At 50.9% G+C, this 16,332-nt stretch carries 12 protein-coding genes; all 12 read right to left on the reverse strand.

The window, feature by feature from the left end; genetic code table 11:
- Nucleotides 1-22 precede the first annotated feature (22 nt).
- The gene (locus BMY16_RS01220; RefSeq protein WP_139207082.1) at nucleotides 23-514 is read right to left on the reverse strand and encodes a hypothetical protein; all 492 of its coding nucleotides are present in this window, start codon (nucleotides 512-514) and stop codon (nucleotides 23-25) included.
- Nucleotides 515-530: 16 nt separating this feature from the next.
- Complete coding sequence (gene tssD, locus BMY16_RS01225; protein ID WP_091838941.1) at nucleotides 531-947, reverse strand: type VI secretion system tube protein TssD; 417 nt, start codon at nucleotides 945-947, stop codon at nucleotides 531-533.
- A gap of 96 nt (nucleotides 948-1,043) precedes the next feature.
- Nucleotides 1,044-1,442 carry a type VI secretion system tube protein TssD gene (tssD, locus tag BMY16_RS01230; protein WP_091838944.1) on the reverse strand — a complete coding sequence of 133 codons (399 nt, stop codon included), beginning with the start codon at nucleotides 1,440-1,442 and terminating at the stop codon, nucleotides 1,044-1,046.
- A gap of 61 nt (nucleotides 1,443-1,503) precedes the next feature.
- On the reverse strand, nucleotides 1,504-1,896 hold the full coding sequence (tssD, locus tag BMY16_RS01235; protein ID WP_139207083.1) for a type VI secretion system tube protein TssD: 393 nt from the start codon (nucleotides 1,894-1,896) through the stop codon (nucleotides 1,504-1,506).
- Nucleotides 1,897-1,929: 33 nt separating this feature from the next.
- Nucleotides 1,930-3,291, reverse strand: a complete 1,362-nt coding sequence (locus BMY16_RS01240; RefSeq protein WP_091838949.1) for a hypothetical protein — start codon at nucleotides 3,289-3,291, stop codon at nucleotides 1,930-1,932.
- Between the two features lie 38 nt (nucleotides 3,292-3,329).
- On the reverse strand, nucleotides 3,330-3,794 hold the full coding sequence (locus BMY16_RS01245; protein ID WP_091838951.1) for a hypothetical protein: 465 nt from the start codon (nucleotides 3,792-3,794) through the stop codon (nucleotides 3,330-3,332).
- A 44-nt stretch (nucleotides 3,795-3,838) separates the two neighbouring features.
- Entirely contained in the window at nucleotides 3,839-6,382 is a 2,544-nt protein-coding gene (locus BMY16_RS01250) for an AAA family ATPase (RefSeq protein ID WP_091838954.1), read from the reverse strand.
- Between the two features lie 143 nt (nucleotides 6,383-6,525).
- The gene (locus tag BMY16_RS01255) at nucleotides 6,526-7,983 is read right to left on the reverse strand and encodes a fimbrillin family protein (RefSeq protein ID WP_139207084.1); all 1,458 of its coding nucleotides are present in this window, start codon (nucleotides 7,981-7,983) and stop codon (nucleotides 6,526-6,528) included.
- Nucleotides 7,964-8,854, reverse strand: a complete 891-nt coding sequence (locus BMY16_RS01260) for a hypothetical protein (protein WP_139207085.1) — start codon at nucleotides 8,852-8,854, stop codon at nucleotides 7,964-7,966. Before BMY16_RS01260 ends, BMY16_RS01255 begins: the two co-directional genes overlap by 20 nt.
- 32 nt (nucleotides 8,855-8,886) lie before the next feature.
- Entirely contained in the window at nucleotides 8,887-9,579 is a 693-nt protein-coding gene (locus BMY16_RS01265) for a ribosome recycling factor (RefSeq protein WP_091838962.1), read from the reverse strand.
- Nucleotides 9,580-9,626: 47 nt separating this feature from the next.
- Nucleotides 9,627-11,615 carry a hypothetical protein gene (locus BMY16_RS01270; RefSeq protein WP_091838965.1) on the reverse strand — a complete coding sequence of 663 codons (1,989 nt, stop codon included), beginning with the start codon at nucleotides 11,613-11,615 and terminating at the stop codon, nucleotides 9,627-9,629.
- A gap of 24 nt (nucleotides 11,616-11,639) precedes the next feature.
- The gene (locus tag BMY16_RS01275; RefSeq protein WP_091838968.1) at nucleotides 11,640-15,974 is read right to left on the reverse strand and encodes a phage baseplate assembly protein V; all 4,335 of its coding nucleotides are present in this window, start codon (nucleotides 15,972-15,974) and stop codon (nucleotides 11,640-11,642) included.
- Between the last annotated feature and the right edge of the window lie 358 nt (nucleotides 15,975-16,332).

The following is a 16,332-nucleotide window of genomic DNA, read 5'->3' on the forward strand; positions in this document are numbered from 1 at the left end:
TCTTGTTCTTAGTTTTACTGTGTTATTGATTATCTCGCGAGATGATGATGGAGCGGTTACCATTCATGCCTATATAAGTGATATTGGCAACCAGCAGCTTCACGTGGATCATCATCTGTTCCGTACTTCCATCCGCCACCGGGGTCGTGGAATAGTCGTCTTCAACGTCTACCACATAACCACAAACCACCATACCATCCTCGTAACCAGTCACAAACTGACGTTTCTGAATATCTGCATTAAACATGAATGTAAAGTCACCTGGCTCATTCTGTTGCATCAGCTGATAGAAATATCTACCATCATCAGGTTGTAACAGTCGGATAGTGAATTCAAGGAAAGTGGTCGTGGTATTCCCTTGGGGAAATCCCGACTTGTTCCGTTCCCGACTACACGCATAGTTAAAATGGAGTATGGTGAAGCACTTGTCTAAAGGTATCCTGCATATCTCTTCCGTGAGGATATTGGCAGGATAGAGCGTTGCCTTCAAATGGTTGGATAGCGTTATTGCCATAGTCGTTGGGGATTTATCAGATGGGACTATTATATTCTACATCATTCACGATCATTTTCTCTGCCATGAAAGAGAGCTTCAAACAGCGACGGTTTGAGGTGTCTACATGATAGTCTTCTGCCAATGAAAAACAATAGGCATCTTCAAACAGCAGCTCCTTCGCCGACGTAAATTCTCCGCCATGCATAGATGACAAGTCGAACAATAAACGACCACTGAGCGGGTTACCGCTGATATACCAGTCGAAGAGATTAAGGTTCTCTTTTCCTGGTGCCACGACAATCACTTCAACTCGTTCACAACGGGCATCTGCATCGGGATGGAACTGATTGTGGTGACGCGTAAAATGACAGTGGCAGTCTGCTACCAGATATTCTGTCGGGTAGGTTTTTGACTCGTTATCGCCGAACTGAAGACGTGCTGTTAGTGCCATAGAATTGTAATGGTTTTTAGGGTTCTTATTTACACGGCAAATCAATTGACCCGGTCTTTTCAGGCCGAATCAATTGATTATGAGGGTATTGGAATATTACTTCCAAGGATTTTCGTAGCTGACAGGACCGTTCTCGAGTTTCTGACATACGATTTCGATTTCCTCGTAGTGCTGCTCACCATCCTCCCACTTCTCAACATAGTTGACGCAGTAGCAGTTGGTGCCCTTCAGCTCCTTCATAGCTGCACCGTCCACAGTGTTCACGAACTTTACTGAGAAATCCTTCGGGGCTGTTGGATCGAGCATCCAGGCAATCAGCTGGTTGTTGCCGTCGTTCATTGCCTTCACACGAACTGTTACCTTACCACCACGGGGGATACCTGCAATCTGTCCTTCACGATCGGTAGCCTGATCAAACTTATAGTCTACCATCATCACCTCACGAGGCTCAAAATCCTTGATCTCAAGTACTACTGGGGTTACATTTTCTGCCATAATAATGATGTTTTAATATGGTTCAACTTAATTTTTACTTTTTTACCTTTTCACCTTTGGGTTATGCCCAGTCGTTCTCGTACTTCACGTTGCCGAACTCGATGGCCTTGCAGGTGATAGTGATCTCCTCGAAGTGACCCATCTTGTCCTCCCACTTCTCCTCGAAGTTGACGCAGTAGCCGTTGGTGAACTTGATGCTCTTCATCTCCTTGTTGGTCTTGGTCTCCAAGAACTTGATCTCACCGTTCTTCGGGAGGCTGCGCTCTGTCATCCATGCCAGCAGGTCGGGAGTTCCGTCGTTCAGAGCCTTCACACGCACAGTAATCTTACCGCCACGTGGAATGCCAGCCATCTGGCCTTCTACATCTGTTGCCTGGTTGAACTCATAGGTCACCATCAGGACTTCTCTGTCTTTGTAACCATCAATGGTCATTGAAACTGGAGTCTTTGCCATAATTGTTTGTTTTTAATTGTTGATAAAATATTTTTATGCGCTTGCCATAGCGGCTTCTTTGTCCTTCTTGTCAGCAGCCACCTTGATCACGAAGTTCTTGGCAGCATAGAACGGGGTCAGCGTAATGTCACAGGTAATCTGCTTGGTAACAGGATCCTGACGCGGCTCACCAATCTCATAATTCTGGAACAGGTTGCCATAACCCTTGTAAGCATTCAGGAACTCCTGGATCTTAGCCTTCAGGTTCTTCGGGCTGTTGTATGGATCCCAGTTCTCAAGAGCCACCTCGTGTACGAAGTTCATCAGCACCTTCTTCACCCAGTCGAACACGCGTACGATAGGATACTCCTTCATAGCGTCGAGGTCACCGTTGTAAAGCGTGGTGTTGTTGAATGCCATCACACGACCCTCAGAGTAAACCATAGGAATTACCTGGTTGTCCATCAGGGCAGCAATCTCTGACTTCAGCAGGTCGCTCTTAACGCCCTTCACACCGTCGAGTGTACCATACTTCTTACCACCGGCACCCTGTGCCATATTAGCGGTCTCGTCGTACAGTTTTCCGCAGAGGGCGGCAGCCGGTGCGATATAGAAAGCCTTCTGGTCTTCCTCGTCAGAAGACATCTTCTCAGCCTCACGGCCTACGAGCCAGTTAGCGGTCATCACCACATTCATCAGACACTGGTCGCTGTCGCGATAGCCCTCGGTGTTAGCCTGCAGGTCATCGAACGAGTACTCATCAGCGTGGTCGGTGATCATCATTACCTTATACTTGAATGCCATCTTAGCCCACTGCAGCAGGTCTACCTTGTCGGTGAACACAGCACCAGGTACGCAAACGAGGCTGTATGCATCCTTCAGGCTCAGACGGTCGAAACCGTTGCGGAGGATGTTCTCCACCTCACCAGCGAAGCCTGAGTCGGCATCGGCGATATCTTCCTTCAGCACGTTGATGATACGCAGGTTCTTCACCTTATCGGTACCACAGGTCTTGAAGAAAGAGTCGAGCTGACGATAGCTGCGCTCCAGATTCTGTGTGGCATAGAGGGCGTCGGTGATACCCTGCTTCAGCACGTTGGTGTACTTCTCCTCGTCCTTCTTACAAGCATCGGCAAAACCAGTAGCGCTATCAATGCTGTCGTCGCTGAGCAACTCAATCCAGCGGGCGATTTCCTTCTTCAGGCTCTCGCGCTTATCCTTGAAACGCTTGTCCTTCAGGAACACGTCCTTGGCTGCCTTACGGGCAGGATTCATATTGTCGGCATCAGGCATGAAACCACGGATAGCATTAAAGCCACCAAATGATTTCAGCAAATCTTTCTTACCTTCTTTCTCTTGAAGCTCGGCACCGGCCTGACCGGCGGCCTGGGCTTTCTGCATTTCTACATCTGCCATGATATTATCTCTTTATACCTATTAACTTATTTAATAAATTACTCTGCGCCATTCAGTTCATCGAGCATGCCCTGCAGCATCTCCTTCAGCTCAGAACGGCTGCCAGCCTCCTTCAGGATGTCGCGCAGTTTGCGGTTCTGCTCAATGCTCTTGCGGATCTTCACGTTCGTATCAATCTGCTCCTTAGTACCTGACAGGAACGGGCTGTTCTTCACCAGATTGCCCTTACCGCCCTGTGCCTCGAAGTCGCGGATCTCACCAAACTTCAGTGACTCCTCAACGGCACCACCATCGGCGTCGGTAAAGGTCACGTCTACCTTCGGCTTAAAGTGCTCAAAGGCGTCGTTAATGTTCTGGATATCCTCTACAAACTCGGGATTGCCAGCCTCTACATCACTTGTGTACTGATCGATCATCAGTGTTTTGTTCTGGTCGATCAAACTCACTTTCGCACTGCTCTCCTCATCGGGAGCCATGGAAATAAAATTTTCCTTCATTGCCATAATTGTAATGGATTTTAGTGAATACTTATTTAAAATTTAAACTCTTATTTTCCTTTCTTTGCTGCTTTCTTCTCTGCTGCAGCAGGAGCCTCTGCCTTACCTTCGGGATTATCCGCCTTCTCGCCATTGATCACAAAGACTGCCTGAGCATCCTTGTCGACCTCTACCAGGATCTTGTCGCCCGGCTTCACCTTACCTGCAATCATCATCTTAGAGATGGGGTGACGCAGTTCCTTACGGATGATACCGATGACGGGACGCGCACCGTACTGCTGGTTGTAGCCACGCAGGGCAATAGCCTCGCGGGCCTTCGGATCCAGTGTCAGCTCGATGTTCTGCTCCTCAAGCAGCTTGAGCAAGCCCTTCAGGTGGATATCGAAGATCTTCGTCACGGTCTTGTCGGTGATCGGTGAGAACGGGACGATCTCGGTCAGACGGGCCAGGAACTCCGGACGGAAGTAACCCTGCATGATGTCCATCAGCTCGTTGTTCTCGGGGATGACACCGCTGTTGAACTTCTCAACGATAGTCTGTGCACCGATGTTTGAGGTGAAGAGGATGAGGGCGTTAGAGAAGTCACCCACACGACCCAGACGGTCATGGAGCTTACCCTCGTCAAGAATCTGCAGGAACAGGTCGAACACACTCTTGTGAGCCTTCTCGATCTCATCGAACAGCACCACAGCATAGGGGTTCTGACGGATCTTGTTCACCAACAGACCACCCTCCTCGTAACCTACGTATCCCGGAGGCGCACCATACAGCAGAGCCACTGAGTGCTCTTCCTTGAATTCCGACATATCGAAACGGATCAGTGCACTCTCGTCGCCGAAAAGGAACGTAGCCAGGGCCTTTGCCAACTCGGTCTTACCAGTACCAGTCGGGCCAAGGAAGAAGAACGAACCCATGGGCTGTCCCTTCTTGCTCAGACCAGAACGGGCCTCGTATACGGCATCGAGCACCTTCTTCACGGCATGATCCTGACCAACCACGCGCTTCTTCAGGGTCTCTTCAGCACCCATCAGGCGGTCGCGCTCCTTCGTCTGTACCTTACCAAGAGGTATACCGGTCTGCTTAGCCACTACGGCACTCAAGTCGTCACCCTTCAGGTCGGTACGCTGCTCAGCGCTCAGCTCAGTCAGCTTATCGAGGATACCAGCCAGGAAGTCAATACGCTCCTGAATCGTGGCTATCTTGCTGAAGTCGGTATCTGAATCCACACCGGCCAACAGGATGCAGCTCACCTTATTGAACAGCTCGTAGTTCAGCCAGTCGAGTTCCTTCATCAGTCCCTCGTCAGCCTTATCCTTACCCTCTGCCGATGCTTTGATAGCCTCCAGCTTACCCTTCAGCTCGTCGATGATATTACCGGTCAGGTCGTTCATCGTCTTCACCTGAGCCATCGTACGGTCGATGAGGTCGAAGGCTGAGTCGGGCAGCGACTTCTCCGTCAGATAGCGCTTAGCCAGACGGATAGCCTCGTCCATCACAGGCTCGTCGATCTTCAGACCGTGATACTCCTCGTAAGCGGGCAGCGCACCCTTCAGGATACGCAGTGTCAGGTCGGCTGTGGGCTCTTCCACAGTGATCTTCTCCAACTTAGAGATCATCTCCTTGTCGGTCTCGATATTCTTCGTATAACCGTCGATGCTGGAGGTAGCCAACAGCTGCAGACGGCCTTTCGACAATTCGTTCTTCAGGATGGAAGAGGCGCCAAACAGCGAGCCCTGCTTATCAAACAGTTTGTCGATCGACTCGATGATCAGCACGGCATTCGGCAGGTTCTCCACCTCCGTGATGACGTTCTTGAAACGATCCTCCACCTCACCCTTATACTGGGCGTCGCCACCAAGGGCAGCCGTATCGAGTTCATAAGCCACGGCACCGCTCAGGAATCCGGGAACATGGTCGGCAGCCAGTTCGCGAACGAATCCGTTCACCAGCGAAGTCTTACCAACACCAGCCTCACCGGTAATCAGCAGGTTTGCCTTGGTCTTACGGCCTAATATCTCGTAGATAATGGCGATTTCTTTCTCAAAACCAATCACGTTGTCGAGGTTGCCGGCACGGGCCACAGCCGTCTTGTCAACGCAATACTTAGCCAGACAGCCCTTACCGCCTGAGGCAGCAGTCTTCTTCGTCAGCTCAGCGCCCTCCATATAGGGAGCCTCCACGTTCGCACCACCACCCATCTTGGCACTGATGTCCGACGGAGTCAGGGGCAATGTCTTCAGCTGGTCGAATGAAAAGCCGACACCCGGAGTTACCAGGGCAGCCAACACGCACACGTCGGTCGTCTCGTCAAGGTCGAACTTCACCTTGTAGTTTTCGGCCTCCTCGAGCACAGCCACACTCTCGTCGCTGTATTCCAGATCACGCATCGGACGTACGGCGCGTGGCGACAGTTGCATCTGCACGTCAGCCCAGTCCTGAAGATAAAAATAATCCTTGTCCAGTTCAGTCTCAATGAAATGGACGAGCCCAATCTCCTTGTGTAGGATGGCCTTAAAAAGGTGTGCCGGATAGATGGCATCACTACAATACTCCTCTGCAAAGGAATTGGCAATAGACTTTAGATTCTCATTCATATACTTTAGTTATAAGTTTCTTATAGATTACAAAAGTACAAAAAAAAATTTATTACCGCCTACATAAAAGCATTTAGCCGCCCATTTTTTAATCTTTTTAACTATTGACGGCTAAATACTTATATCTGGAGCTGTTTTTCCCATTATTCAGAAGTAACCTTCCACCCTGGAGGAATGCCCGAGGCATCGTCCGTGATAGCGCTCCAGCCTTCCATCGACGACGCTTTGACAAAGGTGCCCGACGCCTTCACGCCGTTCACCCAGTTAGAGGTACAACCCGTCGCTGATATGTCCGTGGCCATACACTTGATATAAGCCAGGTTGAGACATCCCGTAAACATCGACTGATAGCAACCGGCACGCAGTGTGGAAGCCGGCAGCACTGGTGCTTTAGTCAGGCCCGTACAACCGGCAAACATATTGCGGTAGCAGTTAGGCTGCAGCGTTGTGGCAGGCAGCAACAGTTCCTTATCCGGATGGCTCATGATCTGGGTGTTATTCTCAAAGAGACTGCGGAACGTATCGTTGCCGTCTGGCAGACTGGTCAGCTTGTCAAAGGCAGTGGCGTTGACCAGGCTCATGATGTTGCCATACACATAGCAGGGGTCTGTACACGTGATGCTGGAGGCCTCGTTGTCAGGATAATAGGAGGCATTGTTACCTCGGAAATAAACCTTCTCGCCAGCAGACAGGGAGATATTACGCGATGCTTCCGGAGCAATATTCTCCCAGTCTGTCAGGTTTTTGCTGACCTGCACATTTCCCTTCGACTTATTGATGAAGGTAATCTGCGTGCCGTCGCCAACAGCCTCTAACGTCAGCGGATTGCCCAGCATCGGGTCTCGGTTGCTCTTCATCGAGACCGTGATGGGATAATAGGCGCCGTTCTCAAAGGTCTGACTATTAGCGGTGGTGTAGGTATAGGTATCATCCCCCACGGTCGCCGTGAGGGTCACCTTGCCATTCACGCCGCTCAGGGCCGCATAGATGTCACTGGTGGCCGCAGCAGGTGTGATGGTGAGTTCGCCTGTGGCGGTCGCATTCTGCTTCAGTCCGTCGGCAGCAATCGAGAGGCTCGTCACCGGAAGGGGGTTAGCACCGTCTCTCAACGAGAACTTCACGATGGCCTGCTGATTCTGGAACACGGCATTGGTGGCCGATACGATACCATCCTCGACATATCGGATGCGCACCGCCGCCGTCGCATAGTCGTAACGGGCAGCGATGTCGGCCAGCGTACCCACCTGTCCGGTATAGTCCTGCCCCGTACGGGGGAACACCAGGGTGAGCGCATCGTTCAAGGCAACCGGCGAAGTAAGGTTGGCCTTCAGGCGCGCCGTCGCCGATCCTGTGTTCAAGGGCGTCATCGTTCCAATCTGCGAGCCGTCGGCTGTGAGCACGGCCACGGCGTCGCCCTCGCTCCAGATGGTCTGAACATTGTTGGTAAGCCCTCGGGTCTGGGCACGACCGTCTTTGGTGGCATCCACCACAAGCACATCCCCACCCTGTGGACGATGCTCCAGGGCGAGGTCGCTGCTGCAGGCCGTCAAAGCGAGGCCTACGGCAAGAAGTGCTATGAGTTTACTGCCAAACGGTGTCACCCTTGTCTGTGTAACCAGTACGTTCGCTGTAAGTGTTGTTCATGTCCTTCATCCATATCACGATGTCCCAGAATTCACCGGGCTTGAAGGTCACGTTCTCCTTGGTATAGCAGTACACGGTATTGTTGGCTCTCGTCGTAAACGTATAGGTGTCAGCACCGTCATGGTCGTTGCGCAGTGCCACGAAGAAGGTCTTAGTGGCGGCAGACGGCGTAACGGTCAGACCGCCGTAGTTCACGGTCGATCCGTCGAGATTGCGCGACAGCACGATCTTGCCACTGCTGCTGACGATGGTGAGCGACGGCACCACCAGATCCTGTGAGCCGTCATCATTCTTCAGTGTAAACTTCAGGATGGTCTGCTGAGGAGCGAAGATGGCATTGCTGGCATAGAGTTTGTTATTGCTCTCTTTGTCGATATAGATCACCTGTGCCTCGGCCACGGCATAGTCGTAGGTGCTGGAGATTTTCTCCAGCGTACCGTCCTGCTCGGCGTACGACCAGTCGGTACGCGGGGTGATCAGGTCCATCTTGTCGCCCACATTCATCCCCGCCGAGTTCACGCTGCCGTCGAGCTTTGTCCTGGCATTGTCGCTGTCGGCCTTCGGAGCGAGGTCGCCGATCTTCGCGCCCCATCCTTTCTTATAGACAGCCACCTTGTCGGAGGTCTTCCAGGTAGACACCACCGTAGAGTTGGCCTCGGTGATCGTACGCGTCTCTACGGGCGCCGTATACTCTCCTTTGGATGCCTCGAGCGTCAGCTCGGCAAACACCTCGGGCAAGTCGTTGTCACTTGATGAACAGGAACTGACGGCCACCGACAGTGTCATCACGACTGCCGATGCAAAGGCCGTAGAAATATTTTTTTTCATTGCTCTATTCTTTGATAAATTCTTGATTCCGTTTATTCGTCCGTCGGCTTCCACTCCTTGACCACGTCGTAGTCAGGTTGGTCTTCATCGAGGTCCTCATCGTAATAGATGTCTGAGGGATGTCCCTCCAGATAGTGCTGATAAGCCTCCTCGATCTCCATCAGCTTGGCATCGCGTATCTGTTCGGCCTCGTCCTTGCCATCGTCGTAGAGGGTTTTCATCTCTCCTTTGGCCTCGTCGGCATCCTCTGCCGGCGCATGAAGCAGCAGGTCAACAAACTTGGCCTGCTCCTTGGCATAGGCTGCATCTATCTGAACGGTACACTCGTCATAGAAGCCTTTAGTCAACTTGGTCAGCAAGTCGTAGCGGTCCTTATCCACATCGGGCATGGAATACGAGGCATAGCGGTGCTCGTTATCATCGGTATCCTTCTCGGTTTTCATTTCCAGAATAAACTCCGGATGCACGTCGAAGATATAGCCAGTGATGTCATCGAGGTTGTTCTCGTTGTTCGCCCTGATTTCCAGATGATACTCGTCTGGGCGACGGATCTCCGCCACCTCTTCGAGATTATATTCCTTGCCCAAGATCTCCACCGTAACGGGCATGAGTGCGGCGGGTTCCGCCTTCACACAGAGGTTCATCAGACGGTAGTTGAAAAGCATGTTGTAGCCACGAATTTTTTGTGTAAAATCCTGAAGCTTTATATTGATTATCGTATTCATTCTTTTACTTTTTTACTTTTTCACCTTTTTACTTTTTTACCTTTCTCCTACCCTTCCTTCGGGGCGTCTTCGGTCTTCAGCTTCGCACTCAAGCTGCCGCCACCGCCACCGCCACCTGCGGCCATACCGTCGCTGATGTTGGGCGACTTGAGCGCACTCTTGGCCTCCACGCTGTCGGCAGATACCTTCGGTGCCTTGACCTCGCCTTTGACCTCGGTCTTGGCATTGATGGTCGTTTCGCCATAGATCTGTGTCTTGTCGCCACCCACAGCAGTCTTGCCGCCGTCGAGCTGAACCACGGCCTTGCCGTCGCCCTGCTGGGCCTCGAAGGTCTTGTCGGCAAACAGGCCCATCTCTTCGCTGACAGCCTGGAATTTCTTGCTCTTGACATCCTTCGACTTCGCACCCACGTACATCTTCTCTGAGACGAGCGTCATCGTGCTGCCTGCAGCCAGCTTGTCGTCGGTGAGCTTCTCCTTGTCGACATCCATCGACTTCACGTCCACGGCCTTGGCGTTGACGCTGAAGCTACCCGTAGACTTGCCTTCGACATCGGCAGCCAGGAAGGCCGTCTTCTCGGCGCGTACGGATACCTTACCGTCCTTGGTAAGGGCTTTCGGTTCGAGCTTGCCGTCCTTCAACTCACTGTCGAGGCTCTCGACGGTGAAGGTCTTCGACCTGAAGATCACATCACCCTCGGCCGTGTATTCACCCTTCGTCTGCTTGCCCTTGTCGTCGACCTCAATGTTGGCAGAAGCCTCGGTGCTCACCTCGATGGTCTTGGCGCGCATCTTGATCTTACTGTCGGCCGTCAGGGCCTTCTCCTTCAGTTTCTTATCGGCTACCTCGTAGTCCACGCTCTCGAAGGTGATGTTCTTCGACTTCAGTGTGAAGTCGCCCTCTGCGGCATAGGTGGCGGTCGTCAGCTCGCCTTCCTCGTATTTCTGGTCGGCCTCGCCGGCAGTAGCCATCTCTATGTTCATGGCCTTCACGCTCACCTTACCTTTCTCCTTCAGCTTACCGTCCTCCTCTATAGAGGCGATGCTCACGCTGTTGGCGGTCATGGTGATGCCCGAGCCCTCGTTGTCGCGCAGGTTGTTCTCGCCGTCGGCCGATACGAGGCTGATCGACTCGCCCTTCACCGTCACAGCAGCACCCGTCGACTTCTTCTTAAAGTCGTCGCCTTTGACAACCTTGCCTTTCAGTTCCTTGAACACCTTGGCCTGACGGTTGGCCTCGGCCAACTGAGAGAGCACGTCGCTATAGTCATAAATGTTCGTACAGATGCTTGACGACAACTCTCGTATATCACGGTCAAGCTCCACCACCTCACTGGCATTTGTACGCACGGCTGTCAGGTCCTTACAGAGTTTCTCCTTCTCTTCTATCAGCTTCTGGATCTCCTCTATGGATTTCTTAAAGCCCTCTTTCTGTTTGTCGGCCTTTTCCTTCAGGGCCTTCTTGACATCTTCGGCAGCTTTCGCACGATCCTCGAGCTGCTTCTCACGGGCCTCCGCCGTCATGGATGCCTCCAGCTCCAGCTTCTGGTCGGCATGAATGCGCACGCCACTGCCGCCTGTGGAGAGAGTGGGCTCAAAGAACGCATCGGTCGCATCATCGCTCTGGATAACAATGTTGCGGGCCTGACTGACCACTTCCGAGTGGTTATACACCACATGCTCGTAACCGTCTACACCCGGGTCTTCGGCAATCTGACGGATACCCGGAGCGCGCATTTCCAATAGACCGCCCTCGCCGGCAGCCTGCACACCTACGTTGGTGCCTCTCACCACGATGGTAGAACCGCCAGGGAAGAGGGTGCCGTTACGGTCTACGTTGCCGATGACGATCTCTGGGGCCGAAATCACCACCCGATGGTCGTCGCGCAGGAAGTATCCCTTTTTCAATTCGGCTGTCATCTCCAGCTTCATCTGCTGAATCTCGGCCTTACACTTACGGATCTCTTTCAGGTCTTTCTCAACGCTGTCAGCATAAGTTGACATCCGTTTCTCCCAGTCTTTGAATATATAGTCCATAATCTTTTTTCGCTTTGATTGTTGTTACAAATCTCTCATTATCCACTTCAGGTGTTGGTAAGTACCCTGATTGGCATCTGTCTCCACATGCACGCTCGCACCATCGAAGTTCATTGTACAGTCTTCTCTGTCTGAGAAGAGTATCTGTCCGTTGAGGTCGGAGCCCCATACCTGTCGGTCGGTCTCTTTCTTAAACATGCCTACGGTGTTGTCATAAATGTCGTTCAACAGTTTTCCAGCAGTGCTGTCCCAAAGTGTGCGCGCCAGTGAATTCTGGCTATAGCGGTCAATGGCGTGTACTTGGCGCTTCCACCAGTAGTCCACACTTAAATCCACTTTCTTGGGATCCGTGACATCTGCCTCTTTATAACCAATATAGAAATACTTAAACGTATTCTTCGTCAACTTATCCAGTTTACCCGGATTCTCCTTCTTGTTCTCTGGAGCGTCATAGGCATTTTTCAGGAAAACCAGTAGGAAGGCACGGCGGAAGAATGTCTGATGTGATGTTCCAAAAGGATCGCTATTTTCTTCAATGAATTTCTCTTCCTCGTTTCCGAAGATGGCATCGTCACATTTCTTGTGCCAATCCTCAAAGTACTTTTCGCACCATCCCTCAGTCGCAGTTTTGAGATAGGCTTCATCCAACCATTTAAAATCTTCGTGTTTGACCATATTGATAGTCAATTGGACGCCATTGCAAAGGTTATAATAATAGCGGCCTGCGTTGTAATAGTCCTTGACAACGGGTTCAATGGCCTTGAACTTCTCTTCATTCTTATCGTAGTCTACACCTTTCAATTTGAACTTGTCTTTGAACAGGGGTATGAATTGATCTATGGTGTAAGAAGGTGTCTGACCGTTATTCTTGGCATCGGTCATTGCCATCTTACCGATAGTAGGTACCTTAGAGTCTGGCTTCAGAACCTCCTTCATCAAAAGAAGATAGTTCGCCCGACAAGAGAAGAAATTCTTTTTGACAACATTATAAGTATCGAGGAACATGTTAACGTCGTCGTTGATACACTTCACTCTATCAATCAGCGCCAGGAAGAACGCCTGTTCCGTTGCCATTTTAGCATCACTCTTCTCCTTATAGTGGTTATGCTTGATGGTAGCATTGCCAAGACCGGCCTCCAGTCTGAGGAACTTCCTCGACTTGATGAGTGTCGTACCGTCGACAGGGCGCACAAACACCTCGATGATATGGCGTATCGTCGAGAGGTCGACAATAGAAGATGCGAACTGGTCGACAAGAGCTGTACCTACACCGCCGATGACCGCCTTCGTAATATCTGCCGCCTTGGTCTTGCCGGCAGGAGCCGTACCAAAGTCCGGCTGTGGCAGGTTGGTACCCGAGTTAATGGTCACCTTATTGCCGGCCTCCAGAGTGATATTCTTACCTTGGATTTTCACATCACCATTGGGCGCACTGATGGTGATACCCGTGAAGGCATTGATACTCACAGTTCCTAAGGGCGACTTGATCTCAATAGCACGCTTGTGGCTCTTCATCTCGATCTCATACAGGCCATAGCGGTCGCCGATGTGGATACCGCCCGCCAGGTCCTTACCGCCCTTGGCGATCTTGTTGAAACCGAAGATGCTACCATAGAATCCCAGTCCCGGTGAGATCAGGTTGGAGATGAAGCTACCGCCTCCTCCCGGATCGGTAAACGAGATATGATGTCCGTTGGGCGACGAGATGGCCATCGAGATATCCTTCCACTGCAGTTCGGGCGACTGCTTGCGGTAATAGCGCTCATCGGGTGTCAGGACGTTCTTCGAGAAGAGACTGCCCACCACGTAAGGCCGCTCCACATTGTCGCTGTCGAAGTTCACCAGCACCTCATCGCCGACGCGCGGACGATAGAACGAACCGCCACCAGGCGTGGCCATCGGCGTGGCAATGCGCACCCACGGAGACGACATTTCATTAATGCTCTGCTTGAGGGCCTTGATCTGCTGTTTGACGTCTGATTCGACGGTTTTCTTCTGCTTTTCGAGATCATCAATAGAAGCATCCAGCTTAGACCTCTTTGCAGTATGAGAATTCCTGGTATCCTTGAACTTCTTGATGACCGAGTTATCTTTTGACGGTTTCTTATAACTGCTATCCTTCCCTTTCCTCTGATCATGCTCCTTGGCAGCATCATTCATGATGGATATCGTCTCTTCGAGAGCCATCTTTTTGTCATTCTTACTTTTTCTCTCTTCCTCCTTTTGATTAAGTAATGCAGTCTTCACCTGTACCTTGGCCTCATCCACCGGATAGGCCTGCTTCAGCGCTTCAATTTCATTCTTTTTCTGGTTGATATCAGCATCCAGATTCGCCACCTCGGTGGTCAGTTTTTTGAGATCCGAGGTCTTGGCATCCATGGTTGTCTTACGCACCTCGGCCGAAGCTTCCACATATTTTATCAGATCATCGTCGAAAAGCATGTCTAGGATGATAGCCTTCAGTGCATTCATCCTCTGATCTTTCAGCTCGTTTATTTTAGTCTCCAGAGCCTTCAGCTGCTTCTGGCCTTCTGCAATCTTTGTTTTCAGACCGGAACCTTCCGACTGCCAGGGATAGGCGATACGCACACGACCCTGGAACTTCGGATCCTCATTGTCGGTCACATAAGCCGTCTGCGGACCCGACTTACGGATCACCGACACGGGCTGCACAGGCGGAACAAAGTATTCCACGGTATCCTTTTCATCCTTCTTGAACGACGGGATGCAATAAATCTTCAGTGAGCGCTTGCCAGTGAACTTATCGCTTTTCTCCAAGCCGTACTTCTCGTAGTCACGGCTCCACGCCTCTTCCGACAGCTGCTGGATCTGGATCACCACGTAGGTGCCTTCCAAACCCGCAATCTGAACCTTCTGACCCAGTTTCACGGGAGCAAACTTTGTACCCATGTTGACGCACACTATCTGGCGCTGCTGGGCCTCCTCGTATTTGAAGATGTCGTTATAATAGTTAAGCGTGGTCCAGCCTGCTGCCGACAAGGAAGCGAACTCTACGGCTTTGCTGCCGTCGTATTGTTCCTTCTTATCCTCATATGGCTTAATATAGCGTTCTTCCTTCTCTTTATTGACAGTACTTTGCTGCATACCCGACAAGCCTGCCTGAACGAGATGATCCACAATGGTGGCTTTGGCCAGACTGCCCAGCACACCTCCTACAGCATCCAGCGTGTTCGAGAAAATCGTCTTTCCCGCCTTAAATGCCTGGAACATGGCGATATCGGCTCCATCACCATAATAGAACATCTCGCGTGCAGTCTTCGAGAATTTATCCTTGAAGAGCGGGAAGATATACTCATCGGTAGCCAGTTCCGAGTTGGCACTCAGCTGCGCGGGGAACGCCTCATTGGGGAAGCCCGCTGAGCCATTCTTTATGACCGTCTGGTTCAGGTCTTTGATTTCACCTACACCGTCCTTCATGCTGTCACGGGCATATTCACTGACAAGCATCGGGCCGGCAGTGATACTCTGCATCGTCACCGAATCATAGCCCTCAAGAAGCATGGGCGGTTCGACTTTCTTCTGCTCTTCCGTCTTCTTTTCCTCCTGTTTTTTCTCCTCTCCTTTGGGCAGGCCCAGTGTCAGCTGTCCGTCCTCAAAGAAGAGGAACTCACCGCAACGGTTGGAGGTGCGCACCAGGAAGTCGTAGAAGCTCTCGTTATACTGCACCAGGTAGGGCTGTATGAACTCACGCGAGGTCGAACCATCCTTATACTTCAGGAATTGTAGCCCGCTAAAGTCTGTCTTCACCAAGGGGGTATCCTCCGCATCTTTGCCAAACTCCAGACTCTCCGGCTGGAGGATTTCCGAGCCCAGCTTACGGGCCACGTAGGCTTTGCTGTATTTATTGAGCGTCATCAGCTTGTCCATACTGAAGATGTTCAGCTTCACGTACATCTGCGTAGAATCACCATTACGCTTCAGCAGAGGATCCATCTCATACACAAAGCAGTTCCAGGCAAGTGTTTGGACTAACTCATTCTCTGGTTCCGTATTGTTCTCGGACGTCTGTCCAGTCTTCATAAGGTCCACTTTCACCATTCTCCTCATCAACAGGTCCGTCACACTGCTGAACGATGGTGCCTGAGGATTCGTCGAACTATTATTGTCCGTCTTCTGCTCGAAGGTCAGCTCCGCCTCTATCTCTACAGGCTGATAGATCTTACGGTTGATCTTCACGCCGCGCAAAGTAAGGTAATACTCGCGGTCCGAGTCTTTGAATCCATTTTTTTTACCTTGGTCCAAGACCAGCTCGGGAAGATCTTTTTTGGGTGCTGAGATCGTGTTGGCAAATGTCAAACGATAAAGATAGACTGAACTATCGTTGGTATTTGTAGCCATTGTTTTATATTTTAATTAGTTATTTGGCGACAAAGTTAGGAAAAACCAAGCAAAAGACAAAGGAATTTGCATTTTTTAATTGTTTTGCCTACGCCGCCTAACGATGCCATTTTAGAGCAAAACGGAGCTAAAAGTGTTAAAAATTGACCAACTTAACTTTCTTTAGCTAGCAAACATAATAAAACTTAAAACCGTTCTTTTATATTTGCACCCGAATAGGCAACTATACTGGAACTTAAAACTTTAGAAATATGAGAAAAACCAAACTAACGTACGAAAAGCCTTCTCGTCCTTATAAGTCAGTGACAATATAACGCTTATTGCAATTTGTAGTTTGACATATCGAGCGGGAAGGAGC

The sequence above is a fragment of the Prevotella sp. ne3005 genome (assembly GCF_900110085.1).
In the GTDB taxonomy this organism is placed as follows: Bacteria; Bacteroidota; Bacteroidia; order Bacteroidales; family Bacteroidaceae; genus Prevotella.